This is a genomic window from Belnapia rosea (genome assembly GCF_900101615.1).
Classification (GTDB): domain Bacteria; phylum Pseudomonadota; class Alphaproteobacteria; order Acetobacterales; family Acetobacteraceae; genus Belnapia; species Belnapia rosea.
The window spans coordinates 1-14,601 of sequence record NZ_FMZX01000045.1 but is presented as its reverse complement, the minus strand read 5'-3'; the positions used below and the strand labels follow the sequence as shown (position 1 = coordinate 14,601).

Annotated in this window: 13 protein-coding genes and 1 pseudogene; 10 read left to right on the top strand and 4 right to left on the bottom strand. The window is 66.5% G+C overall.

Annotated elements, in window-relative coordinates:
• The first annotated feature begins 507 nt into the window (after nt 1-507).
• The 4 genes and pseudogenes from BLR02_RS30945 (at nt 508) to BLR02_RS26615 (ending at nt 5,366) form a co-directional block, all read left to right on the top strand.
• The gene (locus tag BLR02_RS30945; protein ID WP_281201330.1) at nt 508-639 is read left to right on the top strand and encodes a hypothetical protein; all 132 of its coding nucleotides are present in this window, start codon (nt 508-510) and stop codon (nt 637-639) included.
• Nucleotides 640-654: 15 nt separating this feature from the next.
• Nucleotides 655-888, top strand: a pseudogene (locus BLR02_RS31175) (YgjV family protein); the annotation flags it as partial.
• 235 nt (nt 889-1,123) lie between these two features.
• The gene (locus tag BLR02_RS26620) at nt 1,124-4,477 is read left to right on the top strand and encodes a DEAD/DEAH box helicase (protein ID WP_176849851.1); all 3,354 of its coding nucleotides are present in this window, start codon (nt 1,124-1,126) and stop codon (nt 4,475-4,477) included.
• Between the two features lie 439 nt (nt 4,478-4,916).
• Nucleotides 4,917-5,366, top strand: coding sequence for a GNAT family N-acetyltransferase (locus BLR02_RS26615; RefSeq protein WP_090665284.1), 450 nt, complete (start codon nt 4,917-4,919; stop codon nt 5,364-5,366).
• A gap of 281 nt (nt 5,367-5,647) precedes the next feature.
• Here the strand turns inward: BLR02_RS26615 and BLR02_RS26610 are convergent, their stop codons facing one another.
• Both BLR02_RS26610 and BLR02_RS26605 read right to left on the bottom strand, forming a co-directional pair.
• Nucleotides 5,648-6,076 (bottom strand): type II toxin-antitoxin system VapC family toxin, encoded by a 429-nt coding sequence (locus BLR02_RS26610; RefSeq protein WP_090665283.1) that lies wholly within the window; start codon nt 6,074-6,076, stop codon nt 5,648-5,650.
• On the bottom strand, nt 6,076-6,396 hold the full coding sequence (locus BLR02_RS26605) for a hypothetical protein (protein ID WP_245704975.1): 321 nt from the start codon (nt 6,394-6,396) through the stop codon (nt 6,076-6,078). Before BLR02_RS26605 ends, BLR02_RS26610 begins: the two co-directional genes overlap by 1 nt.
• Nucleotides 6,397-6,783: 387 nt before the next feature.
• Here BLR02_RS26605 and BLR02_RS26600 point away from each other — a divergent pair, with 387 nt between their 5' ends.
• On the top strand, nt 6,784-7,749 hold the full coding sequence (locus tag BLR02_RS26600; RefSeq protein ID WP_090665282.1) for an IS5 family transposase: 966 nt from the start codon (nt 6,784-6,786) through the stop codon (nt 7,747-7,749).
• 965 nt (nt 7,750-8,714) lie between these two features.
• On the opposite strand, the gene BLR02_RS26595 is transcribed toward BLR02_RS26600, so the two are convergent.
• Both BLR02_RS26595 and BLR02_RS26590 read right to left on the bottom strand, forming a co-directional pair.
• The gene (locus tag BLR02_RS26595; protein WP_090665281.1) at nt 8,715-9,734 is read right to left on the bottom strand and encodes an IS110 family RNA-guided transposase; all 1,020 of its coding nucleotides are present in this window, start codon (nt 9,732-9,734) and stop codon (nt 8,715-8,717) included.
• Between the two features lie 426 nt (nt 9,735-10,160).
• A complete protein-coding gene (locus BLR02_RS26590; RefSeq protein ID WP_143018329.1) occupies nt 10,161-10,445 on the bottom strand; it encodes a hypothetical protein in 285 nt (94 codons plus the stop codon).
• A gap of 212 nt (nt 10,446-10,657) precedes the next feature.
• Between BLR02_RS26590 and BLR02_RS26585 the strand changes: the two genes are divergently transcribed.
• The 5 genes from BLR02_RS26585 to BLR02_RS26565 all read left to right on the top strand — a co-directional run bounded on the left by BLR02_RS26585 (nt 10,658) and on the right by BLR02_RS26565 (nt 14,033).
• Nucleotides 10,658-10,966, top strand: a complete 309-nt coding sequence (locus tag BLR02_RS26585) for a hypothetical protein (protein WP_143018328.1) — start codon at nt 10,658-10,660, stop codon at nt 10,964-10,966.
• A gap of 467 nt (nt 10,967-11,433) precedes the next feature.
• Nucleotides 11,434-11,823 carry a helix-turn-helix domain-containing protein gene (locus tag BLR02_RS26580; protein ID WP_090665278.1) on the top strand — a complete coding sequence of 130 codons (390 nt, stop codon included), beginning with the start codon at nt 11,434-11,436 and terminating at the stop codon, nt 11,821-11,823.
• 1,225 nt (nt 11,824-13,048) lie between these two features.
• A complete protein-coding gene (locus BLR02_RS26575; RefSeq protein WP_090665277.1) occupies nt 13,049-13,267 on the top strand; it encodes a hypothetical protein in 219 nt (72 codons plus the stop codon).
• Nucleotides 13,264-13,488 (top strand): hypothetical protein, encoded by a 225-nt coding sequence (locus tag BLR02_RS26570; protein ID WP_090665276.1) that lies wholly within the window; start codon nt 13,264-13,266, stop codon nt 13,486-13,488. The genes BLR02_RS26575 and BLR02_RS26570 overlap by 4 nt, the downstream gene beginning before the upstream one ends.
• Nucleotides 13,489-13,649: 161 nt before the next feature.
• Nucleotides 13,650-14,033: an HNH endonuclease gene (locus BLR02_RS26565; RefSeq protein ID WP_090665275.1), complete on the top strand. Its 384-nt coding sequence runs from the start codon at nt 13,650-13,652 to the stop codon at nt 14,031-14,033.
• The last annotated feature ends 568 nt before the right edge of the window (nt 14,034-14,601 follow it).

The following is a 14,601-nucleotide window of genomic DNA, read 5'->3' as shown; positions in this document are numbered from 1 at the left end:
CGCGAGGAGACCTGCGTCCAGATCGCAGGGTGATCCTGCACGCCATCAAGTCGCACGATCCAGCGCGACACCTGCTTGAACAACTTGGCAGTGCCGCCCCAATTGTAAAAGAACCGTCCCGGCCGGAACGAATGGAGGAGCACGGGGGCAAGTTGGCCGGCGGTGCGATGGCAAGCAGCCCTGGCTCGGCCGTTGGCCTAGTTGTGAGCCTGAACGAGCAACACCAGGGCGACAGAGCATTGTTTGAAGTACTGGGCCGCCCTCTCAATCATAAGTAGTTAATCAGGGGTGGTATACGGGCTCGCCGCATGAGCGCCGAGGTAGGCGTGGGGGCGGTGGGACATGGTTGCCGATGTGCTGGTTGGACTGTGTGGCGCTTGGGGCCTCGTCGGCTCTTTGACCTGGTCCTTTGCGCGAACACGACGGGCCATGCTCGCGGTTCAGATCTCAACGGCACCCGGGTTTCTCCTGCATTGGGCACTGCAAGGACATTGGACAGCCGCGGGCATGACCGTGCTGACCATGCTGCTTACGGTCATCTCCGCAGCGCTGGATGGTCCGCCGGACAGCCGAGGCATCCGCCTGGCGCGCTCCCTCTACCTGGCGGCACTGCTACCAGTCGTGCTGCTTGCGGCCTAGTCCTGGGAAGGCTGGCACTCGCTCTTCGCGGCACTCGGGACGGCGATCGCCTGCTTTGGCCGCTGGCAGACCGACAAGACGCGGTTCCGCGCCCTGATCCTTGCCAGCTCGGTGCCCTGGTTCGCCCACAACCTCGCCGTTGGCTCGGCACCGGCGATGATGTCCGATCTCTTCCTGATGAGCCGGGGTGCTTGGCTTGCCCTGCGCCACCGTGCTCCAGCTGCAGGGATGGTGGCATCCGCCACCTGAAGAGACGTCGCGCCCGCCCCAAGCAACCAGCCGTTGCGGCAAAGAGTCTTCAGAAATAAGACAGCCTCTTGGAACACGCGAGAATGCCGAAGAGCGCGTGTTAGCGGGGTGGCGGCGGATGGACCTATCGGCAACGAAGCGGGGCTTTCTGCTCGGACCGACACCCCTAACGGAGCCGTGAGCTGATACCGGCCGAGCATAGCCTTCATTCGTCAGCAACGGCAGAATGGCGGCGATGCCGATCTCCGCCCAGCCCTCACTGCCAGACGACGCGGCGATGCTCCGCACCCTCTCGCGCTCGGTAGTGGAGGCTGGGCGTGCCTATGCAGCGCGCGGCGCGGTGCGCCACCTTTCCGTATCTGCGGACGGGCGCGTGATCGAGGCGAAAGTGAAAGGCACGGCAACGCGGCCCTATACTCTGCGCATCACGCTGCAGCCGCGGCGCGACGGCGGCACCGATTTCGACGGCATCTGCAGCTGCCCGGTCGGGCTCGACTGCAAGCACGTCGCAGCGGCGCTCTGCGCTGCCCGGCGCGAACGTGGCGACGTGCCGCGTCCCGCCCCGCGGCCCACGCCCGCCGCGGCCCCGGCCGAGCCGGTATTGCCACCCGAGGTCGCTGACTGGCTGCGTCAGCTCGCCGCGATCGATGAGGTGGATTCGGAGGCCTACCCTTCAGACATCCGACAGCGTGTCGTCTACGTCGTCGCGCCGCTTGCCCGACCGGTGGGGCCGGTCTCGCTGAACGTCACGGCTTTCTCAGTCACCTTGCGTAAGGATGGCAGCTACGGTGCCAGTAGGGGCGTCCAGGCACAGGCGGGAACGGCACGGTACCTGCGCCCCTCGGACCGGGCGATCCTGCGGCGGACTGACGTGCTGCGCTATGCGCCTGAGGGGATGCTCAAGGATGCGGACCCGCCCGATCTTCTGCGCCAAATCATCGCCACTGGCCGGGCCCGCTGGGCCGCGGTGGACGGCGTACCGCTACGGGAGGGTCCCGTGCGGTCGGGTAGGCTCACCTGGCGGCTGGAAGCGGATGGACGCCAGCGCTCCGCGCTGGAGTTAGAGGAAGGACTGCTCGGCCTCGCCTTGCCGGCCCCCTGGTACGCCGACCCAGCCAGCGGCGAGGTGGGCGCGGTCGACCTTGGTGTGCCGGCGCATGTCGCGGCACGGCTGCTGCTAGCGCCGCCCATCCCGGCCGAGGCAGCGCCCCTGGTCGCGGCTGAGTTGGGGCGGCGGCTCTCGGCACCGGCCATGGCGCTGCCGGCGACGCTCGATCCACCGGAGACGCTGCCTGGCCCGCCGGTGCCGCGGCTATTGCTCACCGCCGGCAGGCTGCCAGCCTATGCCACGCGCGGCTACGGTCAGGGCCTCTTGCGGCCAGAGGTGGACTTTCCCATGGCGCGGCTCGGCTTCCGTTATGGGCCGGTGCTAGTGGCCCATGACGTGCGCGCCGCTTATGCCCCGTCGCGGCCCGGCACGGACGTGGTCGCGCGCGAGGGGCGGCTCTACCGCCTGCGGCGTGACGCAGCGGCGGAGCGCGCCGCGGTGGCACGCCTGCTGGGCATCGGTTTCGTCGCAGCAGGGATGTCGCTGCCGCCCGGCTCCCAAGCCGGCGCCGATGCATTCCTGTTGGACGACGAGACGGAGGACGACCCCGACTGGCTCTTTGTGCTGCAGGAGGAGGTCCCGGCGTTGCGGGCGGATGGCTGGGAGGTGGAGGTCGCCCCCGACTTCCCGATCCGCCTGGTTGAGGCCGAAGGTCCGCTGGAAGCACGGCTGGAGGAAGGCTCCGGCATCGACTGGCTGGACCTGCATCTCGGCGTAACGGTGGCCGGGCAGCAGGTGGATCTCGTTCCCGTGCTGCTCAACCTGATCGCCGCCGGGGTGGAGCCAGAAGAATTCGCTGAAGGTCCGGTCCTGCTGCCCCTGCCCGATGGGCGGCTGCTCTCCCTACCGCGGGAGCAGGTCTTGCCGATCCTCTGTTCCCTAATGGAGGTCTTCGAGGGCGGCGCGCTCGATCCGGGGGCAGGGCGCATTGGCTTTACCCGGATGGATGCGGCGGAGCTGGCCGAGCTTGAGGAAGGTTCTGGCATCGCTTGGCAGGGCGGGGAGGCGCTGCGGGCACTCGGTGCCCACCTCCGCGCGGCGGCGGGATCGATCCCGCCGGCCGAACTGCCCGCGACTTTCATGGGCACGCTCCGACCCTACCAAGCGCAGGGTGTCGCCTGGCTGCAGTTCCTGCGCGGCGCTGGCCTTGGTGGGGTGCTAGCGGACGACATGGGCCTCGGCAAGACGGTACAGACCCTGGCGCACCTTGCCATCGAGCACGCCGCTGGGCGGCTGGACCAGCCGGCGCTGATCGTCTGCCCGACCAGCCTGGTGCCGAACTGGCTGCGGGAGGCGGCGCGCTTCGCCCCCGCGCTGCGGGTGTTGCCGCTGCACGGGCCGGCCCGGAAGACCCGCTTCGGCGAGATCGCGGAGCATGACCTGGTGCTCACGACCTACCCGCTGCTGACGCGGGACCAGAAGGTACTGACGACGCAGGATTGGCATCTGGTGGTGCTGGACGAGGCACAAACCATCAAAAATCCCAATGCCGAGACTACACGACAGGCGCTGCAGCTGCGCGCGCGGCAACGGCTCTGCCTGTCCGGCACGCCGCTGCAGAACCACCTGGGCGAGCTCTGGTCGCTGTTCGACTTCCTGGCACCGGGCTTCCTGGGCAGCGCCAGGAGCTTCCGCAGCCGTTACCGCACACCAATCGAGAAGCATGGTGACGCGGAGCGACAAGCTGCGCTGCACCGCCGCGTGCGGCCCTTCCTGCTGCGCCGGACCAAGGAGGAGGTGGTGACCGAGTTGCCGCCCAAGACCGAGATCACTGAGCCAGTAGAGATGGAAGCGCCGCAGCGCGCTGTCTACGAGGCGATCCGGCTGTCGATGCACGCCAGGGTCAAGCAGGCCGTTGCTGAGAAGGGCTTGGCGCGCTCTGGCATCATCATCCTGGATGCGCTGCTGAAGCTGCGCCAGGCTTGCTGCGACCCGCGGCTGCTGGCGATGAAGTCGGCGCAAAAGGCTGGTTCGGCCAAGCTGGAGCGGCTGCTGGACCTGCTCGGCGTATTGCTCGACGAGGGGCGGCGCGTGCTGATCTTCTCCCAATTCACCAGCATGCTGGCGTTGATCGAGGCGGCGCTGCAAAAAATCGGTACTCCCTACGTGCTGCTGACCGGCGACACTAAGGATCGCGCGGCACCGGTGAGCCGCTTTCAGGCCGGCGAGGTGCCCGTCTTCCTGATCAGCTTGAAGGCCGGCGGCGTCGGTCTGAACCTGACGGCGGCAGACACGGTGGTGCACTACGATCCGTGGTGGAACCCGGCGGTGGAAGACCAGGCAACAGACCGTGCTCACCGGATCGGTCAGGACAAGCGGGTCTTCGTGCATCGGTTGATCACGCTCGGCACGATCGAGGAGAAGATGGTGGTGCTGAAAGAGCGCAAGCGCGCGTTGGTCGTTTCTGTTTTGGAGGCGGAGCATGGTGGGGCATTGAGGTTGACCGAGGCCGATGTGGAGGAGCTGTTCGCGGCCACCTGACGTGCCGGGCAAGCCGGGCTGTCGTCAGCGTCCGCGTGCTTTGCAGGTTGGGCCTGCTGCGGAGAGAAAGCTTACTGCTCCAACTGTCAGAAGTCCGTAAACCGTGGACTCGAGCGGTAAGGAACTGAACGGGTTAGAGATAAAAATTTCCTTGAAGCGAATACCGGCATCCCTACGCAGTTCGTTGTGGTACTGGACGTTGCCATCGCGCAGCGGGCAGTGCCGCTGCGGGAGCGGGTGTACCGCCGCGGCCGCTCCAGCTCGGGCGGGCCCGCGATGGCACCGTCACGCTGGAGTAGGAAGAGGGCCTTCGGCCCGATGACCATCGCCCATGCCAAGATTGGGCAGGGCGTGGCGGTAGCATGACCACACGGACCCAGTGCCAGCGGTCATCCCTGTCGATCGCACCGGGAGCAGGCTTGGCCGAGGGAGCGAGGTCTTGAGGTCGCGCCATGGACTGGAGATCCGCACCCCGACCGGCGCCGATCTGCCAGGCCTGTCGGTCCTGCTGGCTGAGGCCGATCAGGCGATCGACGCGCCCGAGTTGGGGCGGCGCCTGGAGGCTCTCCGCCTGGGAGGCGGGACGGCCCTGATAGCGCTCGAGTGGGGACCACCGAGCGGTCTTGTCACGCTGCACTGGCACCAGATAATGCAGGCCGCCCGCCCTGTGGCGCAGATCACCCTGCTGCTGGTCGGCCCCGGCGAGCGGCGGCGCGGCATCGGCCGATTGCTGGTTGAGGCGGCCGCTCAGGCGGCCCGCAGCGCCGGCTGCGACGCGCTTGAGTTGGCGGCTCCTCCGGGTGAGCCCTCCCTCCCGGCCTTCGGCCGCGCCCTCGGCTTCGTCGAAGCTGGGTCACGCTTTGCCCGAGCGCTTCGGAAGCGCCGGTAGCCGCGACCCAGCACTACGGCTCAGATCAGCGCAAGCTGTGCAGCCCCGGGGCTGAAGCTGCTTTTGGTTCGGTTTTCTGCCCAATTTGCTACTTGGAGTTTTGGCTTCTTCAGGTTGGCAGGGCGCGGGTGAATTCACCAAAGCGGCGCGCACACTGCAGCCGCGTTCTGGCCAGGCGCGGCTATTGGCAGATGCGATTGTGCCCACGCCGCAGGGCGTCGCTTTCCAAGGCTATACGGCCGCGTGCCCTTCTACGAACGGCCAACCCCGACGCCCGGAAGTCAGGCGATTGGGTTGATCCAGGGTACGCCAGTGTCCCGGAAATGGCGCTCGTTTGCGGTGGCCACGGTCAGGCCGTACGCGGCAGCTGTGGCAGCGACCACCATGTCGATGGAGCTGCGCGGCCGCCCGGCCGCCGTACCCTCGGCCATGATGCGCGCCCACTCCAACGCCGCACGCTCGTCGAAAGGCAAAATCCGGCCGGCGAACAGGCGCTGCGGTCCCTCCGGACCAGCAAACCACGCCTCCAGGTCGCGCCGACGGCGGCCCGGCACCTTCTCCAGTATGCCGCGGCGTATCTCGCCGAGTGTCAGCGTGGAGATGTGGAGCACATCGTCGGGCTGCGTGCCCAGCCAATCCAGCAGAGCAGGGGACGGGCGAGGCTTCACGGCCTCGCTGACAATGTTCGTGTCGAGGAGGTAGCCGGTCATTACAACCCGGGATCGCGTCCGAGCGTCTCCTCGCGGGCCAGGTCAAGATCGGCGCCGACCAGCGGCGAGCGGCGCAGGGCTGCGAGGACGTTGCCCAGGCGGGGCGGTTCGGCGCCGACAATGCGCCGCGCAAGCTCGGCCCGCAGCGCGCTTGCGGCGTCGTCGTTTGCCGCCAAGCGTCGCGCAATGCTGCGGATCAGGTCCTTGTCGACCTCGAGCCCTCGGACTTCGAAGCGGCCGAGGCCGCGTTCGGTGAGCCGGCGACGGTGTTCTTCGATCGCGCGCTTCTGCGAGTTACTCGGCACGGCGGCCTCCTCCAACGGCTGGCTATATAGCCGGCTAGCAGCTCCAGGGGAATGAATTGAGGGACGGATCCGGTGCCTTGGTGGACGGAACAGGCACCACATCCTCGCAGCCTGGTGCCGTCTCGGCCTCCCCAGCATCCCCTCAGGCTTCGCCGCGCGCCTCGCCCTGATGCCGATCTAACACCCTGCGCCGCCTTCCACGCTTCCAGCCGGGGACCCGCTCGAGCCGCTACGCGACCCGCTGAACCGGCATAATCTTCGGGCCCCTGCCCACGCGGCCTCGATCATTGATGCGTCGCGGTCCGCCTCTCCCTGCGACCTTGTTGCATCGGTCGCCCGCCTGGGTGGCTTCGGGTAAGGTGAGGCCGGGGCGAGGCCCCTTCACCCTGCAGGGGCTCCCTCTTGCCGTTCAAAGCGAACGCCGCTCGGCGCCATCACATTCCAAAGCAGAAGCACCGGGTGACCAACTGGGCCGAGTACGAGGCCGGCCTGCGGGCTCGCGGCAGCCTGACCGTGTGGTTCACGCCGGAGGCGGTGGAGGCCTGGAAGGCCGAACCACGCACCGGCCGGGGCGGGCAACCCGCCTACTCCGTGCTGGCCATCGCCACAGCCCTGACGCTGCGGGCGGTGTTCCGCCTGGCGTTGCGCCAGACCGAGGGGCTGATCGCCTCCGTGCTGCAGCTGCTGGGCCTTGACTTACCGGTGCCGGACCATAGCACCCTGAGCCGCCGGGCCGAGGTGCTCGAAGTGCCGCGGCCGAAGGCGGGGAGTACGCTGGTGCACCTGCTGGTGGACAGCACGGGGCTGAAGCTCTGTGGCCCGGGCGAGTGGTTGGAGGAGAAGCACGGCAGCAAGCGGCGCCGGGCTTGGCGGGTGCTGCACCTCGCCAGCGACGCCGACACTGGCCACATCGTCGCCTCGGCGCTGACCGACAGGGATGCCGACGACGGATCCCAGGTCGGCCCGCTGCTCGACCAAGTCGATGGTCCCGTAGCGTCGTTCACTGGCGATGGCGCGTACGACAGAGACGACGTCTACGCCGAAGTTGCGGCGCGCCATCCCAAGGCGGCGGTCATCGTGCCGCCGCGCGCGAATGCGGTGTCAAGCGACGCGGCCGAGACCACACCGACGCAGCGCGATGCGCATCTGCGATCTATTGCCGAGCGCGGCCGCATGGGATGGCAGCAGGCATCGGGGTACAACACTCGTGCTCTGGTGGAGGCCGATGTCTCGCGCTGGAAGCGCGTCATTGGCGATGGACTACGTTCGCAAACGGACGGGCGGCAGGCTACCGAGGTGACCATCGCGGCCGGCGTGCTGAACCGAATGCTGGATCTCGGACGCCCGAACTACGTCCGCATCACGTGACCGGAAACATGGGGCGGGCTCAATGCGCCCATACCATCGACCCCTGCAACAAAGTCTCCGCGAGTGGTGGAGGTCTGGTTTCACCAGATCATCGATTGCAAGCTGCCGGTCCGCTTCCGGCCAAACACAGCTGTTCAGACCGGCCGCGGGAGAAATCATTAAGGATCGGATCCGGCAGCAAAGCCAATCGGCCCAGCTGAGGGTCACATGCGATAAGTGCCGCATAGATTTGGAGAGGGGGCCATCCGGCCCCAGCCTGTCCTACCGCGAAGGCGGGGTCATGCAGTCGCAGCAACAAGCCCCTTCCGGCTCTCGGGAAGCTAAATAGCCCGCAGGCAGCTTAGCTGGAAATGGACCCCACGTTGTTCCGTGCCGCAGGACATGCCTTGCAATAAAATTCGCAATCAGCTCAGCCAGACGGTCAGCAGTGGTGGCAGCAAAATCGCAAGCGCCGCAGCTTGTATCAGACAGACGGCGAGATAGGCCGGCTACCTGGATTGCGATTGCAGGCGTGGCTCGGTCGGAAACAGGAAGCAGGTTCGCCATGGGGGCCGGTCTCTACTGCGCGGCGTTGAAGCCGGCTGGTTAGGCACCTATTAGTTCCCAACCCTCCACCTTATTTCAAATCACAACTGTTGCGATTTCGCATCTCTCTGCCCGTAAGGGATTACCTGCGATAACCCTCCGCATCGCATGTGTGGATGCCCCCTGCGGGTCAAGGCGAATCTGCAACTCTGGCACCGAGAGCACGGGTGCGGTCATGTGTACGGCCTCTGATGCGGCCGGCCTGGCCGCGGGCCCTGATGAGCTGCGCGGAACGAGGGGCAATCAGGTGAACGCGCTTGGGGGCGCACTGCGATAAACGGCCTCTCTCGCCACCGGCTCACCGGCCTCTCGCTGTCATCGTCGTTTCAGCACCTTGGCCCCCGCCGGGCGCGGCGCCCGGCGAGCTCGAACGCGACCGCCTAGGCGGTCGCGGTTGTTGTGTAGGTCCCTCCCCGGGCCAGCAAGGCCCACGCGATCCGGGCCATCTTGTTGGCCAGCGCCACGGCCACGACCTTAAAGGGCCGTCGCGCCAGCAAGCGCGTGGCCCAGTCCGCCGCCTCCGGGTTGCGCCGGGCATAGCGCAGGCGGCTGGTGGCGCCGAGGACCAGGAGCCGGCGCAACATGGCATTGCGCTGCCGGGAGATCCGGCCCAGGCGCTCCTTGCCGCCGCTCGAGTGCGGCTGCGGGGTCAGGCCAAGCGATGCCGCGAAGTGCCGCGCTGAGGCAAAGCCGTGTGGATTAGGCACCATCGCGACCAGGGCTGTCGCGCCGACCGCCCTAACGCCGGGGATGCTGGCCAGCCGCCGAGCCGTCTCGTCCTCTCGCGCATGGCGGACCATGCGGCGGTCAAGCCGTTCAATGCGCTCCTCCAGGGCCTCGATCTGCGCCACCAGTTCGCCCAGCGCCTCGCGTGCCAAGTGGGGCAGCCGGGCATCGTCGCCGTCGCGGACTACCGCGATCAGCTCAGCGACCTTGCGCCCCTGCGCCGCCACGATGCCGTACTCGGCAAGATGAGAGCGCAATGCGTTGATGGTCTGGGTGCGCTGGCGCACCAGCATGTCGCGGACCTTGAGCTCCACCAGGCTCGCCTGCTGGGCCTCGGTCTTGACCGGCACAAAGCGCATGGTCGGACGTGTCACCGCCTCGCAGATCGCCTCGGCGTCTGCTGCGTCGGTCTTGCCCCGCTTGACGTATGGCTTCACGTAAGCCGGCGGCATGAGCCGGACCGTGTGGCCGAGGCGGGTGAGCTCGCGCGCCCAATAGTGCGCTCCCCCACAGGCCTCCATGCCGACGAGCGTGGGTGGCAGGGCCGCGAAGAAGTCCAGCAGGGCTGACCGGCGGAGCTTGCGCCGCACTACCACCCCGCCTGCCGCATTAACCCCATGCACCTGGAAAACGCTCTTGGCCAGGTCGAGGCCGACTGTCGTAACCTTCTCCATGGATGCCTCCTCTCCTTCGTGGTCAGGCTCAGCGCCAACCACGCTATGGCACCTCGATGCCGCGGAGCAGGGGGCATCCACCCCATCAGGTGAGCCGGCGCTACGGCAATTGCTCTGCGAGCAAAGAAAAGGCCGCCTGCCTGGGAGCGAGACGGCCTTGAGGTGGGGATGAATCAATGCACATTCATCCAACACCATCCCGGCTGGGCAAGTTCGCGAGCGTTCCGCACTAGCAGCGGCGCTGTTCAGCTAGACCTGGAGACGGCGCCCGGAGCAGAAGGCGATTATGGACGGGGGAGGCAGACGGAGTAGGACCATCTGCCGCTAGGCCTGGCTCCTAGCCCGCCCCGCAGGGTGATCATGCCTGATATGCATCGATTGCGGGCAGCAACGGACTCGCGAGCAGCAATCACAGGCGACGGCGCTCTATTGGTTCGGTGCCTGTATTCCCAGCCTTGCCGCCGCAGCCTCGAGCTGTTCGACGGCACCCTCACGCCATTGCTTCCGGGTCAGCAGGCCTGTCGCCTCAGCCGCCGGCATCCCAAGGGCGGCGCCAATCTCGGCAGGGGTGGTGATGCCCCGCTCATCCAACTCGCGGCCGATCGCCATCTTCAACCGGATCATGACCAGCCGATCGGCATCTCGCCGCCGGCACTCCTTGGGCGAGATCTTCGGCTTCGCGGGCGGCATCTGGTCGGGCGGCAGGCTCATGGCCCGCATGTGGCCTCGGCACGGGCTGCCGTCACTATCTCACCACGAATGGCGCGCGACGGCTCGCAGGCTGGGTCGGCTTTTGGCCACATCACATCGGCGCTCTGCCATTTTGACGCAGCCCTGCGCGCTCTCCAACTCCTGGGCCAACTTGGGGCTCAAAAATGCGTTCAAAGCACGCTCTCTGAACAAGGCCGCGCAAAGGTGTGGCAATGGCCCGCTACGCAAAAGGCGATTCGAGGCGGCAGCGCGACGTCCGAATGCGGGCCATGCGCCGAACGGGCGCGACACTCGAGCAGATCGGCGATGCGTTCGGTCTGAGCGTCCTGCATGTGTCGGTCGTCTGCCGGGACACGCCGCTGCCGCTCCCCTGCAAGATGGCGGCGGAACGGCAGCAGCGCATCATCAGGGCCTGGGAGCGCGCCGAGCGGGCGCGCCAGGCGTCGCCGTCACCCGGGCCACTGCCGCACGAGTGGCGCACGCCGGAGCAGGAATGGCACGCGATCCGGGCGGGGCTTTAGGCCACCCTCTATCCAGAAGCCATTGCGGGGCGGCCCGGAACTCGGCGCAGCCGACGCTGCCATCGAGCTACAGCACCGCGCGGGTCTTCGCCGCCTTCCGCAACTCCGGCCCGCACAGGTGCTCCCGCATCGCCGGGTCCGCCATCACCGCGTCCATGGCGACCTCCTCGACCAAGGCTCAGGCGCGCAGGGTGGTGCTCATAGCCTCACCCTTTTGGCCGCCATCCACTCCTCCATCGTCACTTCGACCCGCGCCACGATCACCGACCCGGCCAGCTACTGCTGGCGCAGGCTGAAGATGAGCAGGGCCACTGGCGGGCCGTGCCGCTCGAACACCTGATTTGCCCAACCGGCTCGGCCAGATGCTGCCGCCACATCCACGTAATGAGATTATTCTCGCGGAACGCTGCAACGAATAGCTCGGCAAGATGCGTTAGGCCGGCTTCCGTCAACTAGGACGCCTGCCGATGAGCCGTGACGTGCCACATGACGAACCGCACAACAAACGCGCCACCAGTGTGGACAAGCATGTTGGCCAAAGGCTCCGCGAGCAGCGGCTTGCCAGGGGGCTGTCCCTGCAGCAATTGGCCAGCATCATTGGCATGAACTACCAGCAGGCACATAAGTACGAGCGAGGGCTAAACCGCATTTCCGCAGGCCGCCTCTTTATCATTGCGCGGGCGCTCGCCACCGATCCCGCATGGTTCTTCGAGGGCATATCGGGCCAAGATGAGGCTAAAGAGCTCTCCTCGCGGGAGCGTCTGCAGTTGGAGCTGATGCAAAACTTCGCTGCGATCAAAGACGAAAAGCAGCTGGAGGCCATCAGCAGCATGGCCCGCTCGTTGGCAGGCTCATAGCGGAGTTCATAGGCGACCAAGTGCCTCAGAGCACGCCATTGCCTGCCGCCCATTCCTCTACCGTCGCTTCGATCGGCGCCACGACGAAGGGGTCAAGCCAGCCTGTGCGCTGCTGGTGCTCGGCGATGCGCAGCGATCACAGCGTCAGCGGTTGCAGGCTCTCAGATGGCTCAGCCTGTGCGGCCTGTGCCATTCTGAACTGGCAATACGTAGACGGTCGGGCAAGTGGTTACCGCGCCACCGCCGGCATGGAATTCCGAGATCATCCGGTTGAGAGCCTCCTTATCGGGCAGGCCAACCAGACGGCAACGGCGCTTGTGATCAATCATTGCCTTGATAGATCGGTACTTAGCGGTAGCAGCCTCTGCCTTGGCAGGAGGCGTAGAGCGATGGTTTCTTTGCATAGCCAGTCCTCACACCAGAGCAATGAGCACGTATGCGCACCCGCTATACGCCGTGAGGTAGAAAATTTTCCACTAAACAACTAGTTGAGGTTATGTGCTGGCCGATCAACGTTCGATACCGTGACTGCATGGCAACGGTCGTGAGAGATGGCCCTATCCTGCTGCAGCTTCCCCAGGCGATCGCCTGCCGCCGAACGTCGCCCGCCAGATCCCGTCGAGCCACAGCATCTGTTCAACCGGCATCCGCATGCCTCTGGGCGGCGATCGCGGCCGAGGAGGCGAAAGGATTGCAGGAGGCGCTGGCCGAAGCCCGCCGGCCGTTCTGGCGACGGTGGATCGGCTAGGATCGGCCGCGGCGGTGGATTGGATAAGTAGACCTCAGCGAGCCGGGTAGTCCGGTGCCGCCTCTAACCAAGCCTCCGCCGCATCAGCGAAGGCGGCAAGATCAAGGGCATCGTTGCTTGCTGCGATTTCGGGAGGCATGTCCTTGCGTCGCCTGCGTGCCTCTTCTACGGCCTGTTGCAAGGCCGCAAGGCAGCTATACCATTGTGCCGGTAGGCTGCTCCGGCTCATGAACTGCTGATGACCTACTCCGCTCCTGCCCATTGAACGCTTCCCGTGAGGTGACGCGATTGGCTTTGATGGCACGCTCGCGCAGGTTCACGGAGAACGTATAGGAAACATCGGCGGTTTCGGTCCAGTGCCGACCGTGCAAAGCGGTTGCGATGGCCGCTGGCAATGTGCGCGGCGGCGCTGCGGGCCTGGGCGATGCTGGCGAAGGGCTGACCGGCGGCCATTCTGGCAGCGGAGGATTGGGTGAAATGATCTCGACCGACACCACCGCCCTGATCGCCGCCGTGCTGGCTGATCTGCCGCCCGATGAACAAACCGGACTGATGGTGCTGACGATGACGGCCTACATCCAAACGGCCCGAGAAGCCGGCATGACCGAAGCAGATATCGAGATAAGCCTTCGCGTCCTGTGCGGGACGCGGACCAAGAAGGAGGCGGCGATGCGACCACCGGCGTGGTTCCAATGAACGCTACCGACCCCGTCGCCCTGCTGGCCGCAGCCCTGGCCGGGCTGGATCCGGAGGCGCAAGCCGACGTGCTGGAGGACATGCTCCAGGCGCACATCCAGGCGTGCCACCGGACCGCGCCGGACATGCCGTCGGAGGAGATCCACCGGCTCTTCTCGCTGCTGGCCCGGGCGGCGCTGGCGCTGCTGGACGAGACCCGGGAGGCGAGGCAGCGCCAGTGAGTAGGGCAAATATGACTGTGGGCCACACTACTGCGGCGAGGGGCGCCTCGGTCCAATAGTGAGGGAATCCCACCATGGAGGACGCAACAACCCATGGTCATGGTCTCGAATCTAAGGCAAATATGCCTGACGGGCACATTATTGAGGCGAGGGGCTGATCGATGCCCGTTGATCCCTACTACCGCACCCGGGAATGGCGTCATTTGCGCGAGCAAGTCCTGCAGCGCGACCCGATTTGCACCTGTCCCGGGTGCTACCAGCCAAGCTTCGCTGCCGACCATATCGTCGAGCGCAGCCGGGGCGGGGGCGATGACTTAGCGAACCTGCGCGGTCTGTGCCTGGTGCATCACGCACAGCGCAGCCACGGCGCTGAGCCGCATCTAAAGGGCTGCGATGCGGCCGGGACGCCGCTTGACCCTATGCATTGGTGGCATGACCCGACGGCGGCCATGCCGAAAGATAGCTCGGAGCGGATGGGTTTGGATCGTCGCCCCCACCCGTCCAGAATTCGCCCGGCCGACGAGCCGGATTTCGAGCTGTTCTGATGGGCCAGCGCGGTCGCGGGACTGTCCCATTCAACGCCCGCCCAAGGGGGTGCCAGCGCCACGGAAACCGGCCAACCCCAGCACGTCCCGGGCTGACCGGGTGATTGCCTTCTGCGAGACCCTGACCGTCACCTCCGGCCATGGCAGCGGGCGTTCATCGAGAAGGTCTATGCGACGGACGCGACCGGGCGGAGGGGGCCTTGATCCGGGCCGCTGCCTCTGAGGCTGAGGTCAAAGGGCTGCGGGAGGCGCTGGCCGAGGCCCGCCGGCCGTTCTGGCGGCGGTGGATCGGCTAGGATCGGCCATGCGGCGGCCGGGTGGACCTGGCGGTCTGTCCGGACACGCGGAGCACCGAGGCCCAAAAGCGCGAAGGGCGGCGGCCGGAGACGATGGGGCTTAGTGTCCGTCCGGGAACAAACGGCCTAATTTCAGGCTTCTTCGGACCCGACTTTTCGTACCGAAGGCGGTCCAACACTGCGCTGAAGCGGATGGGTGGAATGGTGGCCGCCACTACGCTGCTTCGGTAGTCGCTTGATTTGGCCCACATTGTTCCCGGACGGACACTTAT

Excerpts from the sequence above, each read along its gene's own strand:
- BLR02_RS30945 (WP_281201330.1), top strand. The coding sequence starts at position 508 with ATGACCGTGCTGACCATGCTGCTTACGGTCATCTCCGCAGCGCTGGAT.
- BLR02_RS26620 (WP_176849851.1), top strand. The coding sequence starts at position 1,124 with ATGCCGATCTCCGCCCAGCCCTCACTGCCAGACGACGCGGCGATGCTC.
- BLR02_RS26610 (WP_090665283.1), bottom strand. The coding sequence starts at position 6,076 with ATGACCGGCTACCTCCTCGACACGAACATTGTCAGCGAGGCCGTGAAG.
- BLR02_RS26595 (WP_090665281.1), bottom strand. The coding sequence starts at position 9,734 with ATGGAGAAGGTTACGACAGTCGGCCTCGACCTGGCCAAGAGCGTTTTC.
- BLR02_RS26590 (WP_143018329.1), bottom strand. The coding sequence starts at position 10,445 with ATGAGCCTGCCGCCCGACCAGATGCCGCCCGCGAAGCCGAAGATCTCG.
- BLR02_RS26585 (WP_143018328.1), top strand. The coding sequence starts at position 10,658 with ATGGCCCGCTACGCAAAAGGCGATTCGAGGCGGCAGCGCGACGTCCGA.
- BLR02_RS26580 (WP_090665278.1), top strand. The coding sequence starts at position 11,434 with ATGAGCCGTGACGTGCCACATGACGAACCGCACAACAAACGCGCCACC.
- BLR02_RS26575 (WP_090665277.1), top strand. The coding sequence starts at position 13,049 with ATGATCTCGACCGACACCACCGCCCTGATCGCCGCCGTGCTGGCTGAT.
- BLR02_RS26570 (WP_090665276.1), top strand. The coding sequence starts at position 13,264 with ATGAACGCTACCGACCCCGTCGCCCTGCTGGCCGCAGCCCTGGCCGGG.
- BLR02_RS26565 (WP_090665275.1), top strand. The coding sequence starts at position 13,650 with ATGCCCGTTGATCCCTACTACCGCACCCGGGAATGGCGTCATTTGCGC.